This is a genomic window from Komagataeibacter saccharivorans (genome assembly GCF_003207825.1).
Lineage (GTDB): Bacteria > Pseudomonadota > Alphaproteobacteria > Acetobacterales > Acetobacteraceae > Komagataeibacter > Komagataeibacter saccharivorans.
The window spans coordinates 1-1,136 of the sequence record NZ_NKTY01000086.1; the positions used below are offsets into that span (position 1 = coordinate 1).

At 59.3% G+C, this 1,136-nt stretch carries 1 protein-coding gene and 1 pseudogene; one reads left to right on the forward strand and one right to left on the reverse strand.

Annotated elements, in window-relative coordinates:
• Positions 1-749 (forward strand): tyrosine-type recombinase/integrase (locus CFR79_RS15430; protein WP_146220168.1); only part of this gene is annotated, 749 nt, incomplete at its 5' end.
• A 51-nt stretch (positions 750-800) separates the two neighbouring features.
• On the opposite strand, the pseudogene CFR79_RS15435 reads toward CFR79_RS15430, so the two are convergent.
• A pseudogene (locus CFR79_RS15435) lies at positions 801-1,037 on the reverse strand (DUF4172 domain-containing protein); the annotation flags it as partial.
• Positions 1,038-1,136: the final 99 nt, after the last annotated feature.

The following is a 1,136-nucleotide window of genomic DNA, read 5'->3' on the forward strand; positions in this document are numbered from 1 at the left end:
CCGACCTGTCACGGGCGGAAGTCGTCGAATTTCATGGCAGTTTCCGGCACATCCCCTATCAGGCCAACCGGACGCTGGGCGTTCTGTCAAAGATGTTCAGCCTTGCCGACCTATGGGGCATCCGCCAGGACGGCGTGAATCCATGTCGGGGTGTCAAACGCTACCGGGAGGAAAGACGTGAGCGTTTTCTCACCAGAGAAGAGTATGCGCGCCTGGGAAGCAGCCTCGACGAGGCCGCCGAAGATATGCCCGAAGCGGCACGGGCCATTCGCCTGCTTGCCCTTACAGGCTGCCGGTTACAGGAAATCCAGACGCTCCAGTGGGCGCATGTCTGGCTGGATGGAGCGGAACTGCGCCTGCCAGACAGCAAAACCGGAGCGAAGACCGTCCAGTTGGGTACGGCGGCTGTTGATGTCCTGAAGGCCACCCCTCGCCTGCCCGACAATCCCTATGTCATCACCGGACGCAAGGCTGGCGAATATCTCACTGACCTGCAAAAGCCGTGGCGTCGTATCCGCAAGGCGGCAGGGCTGGATGGCGTCAGGCTTCACGATCTCCGTCATTCCTTTGCATCGGATGCCCTGGAGATGGGAGCGGACCTGACAATGATCGGCCGGATGCTGGGCCATAGCGACATCAAGACTACCTCCCGCTACGCCCATCTGAAGCGGGAAAATGTCAAACGCTCGACGGATCAGGTCGCCCAGCGCATTTCATCCGCGCTCACCGATGTAAGGACACAGGCCTGAATACCGATGATACCCAATCAACGGGCCTGTCCTTCAGCATCGACCCGCATTTTACGTCTCGGGAAAAACCAGCGCATAGCTGGTGCTTCTTCCTCCTGCCGCCTCCCGGGCCAGAATATTACGCGACACGAGATCATTGATATCTCGCAGGGCTGTATCCGGTGATGTTTTTGCAAGCTTCGCCCATTTGGATGAGGTCAGCTTGCCCTCGAACCCGTCCAGCAGACGGTTCAGCATGAGGCGTTGCCGGTCATTGATTGATTGCCCGGCCAGACTGTCCCAGAAACGGTAACCATCCGGCGAGAGACGCGGGTGTGTTCAGGCGGCGATGGTATTGTGGTCGTGGTGGGGAGCTTTCCAGTGCCAGGGCAGGAGTTCATGGAGGCG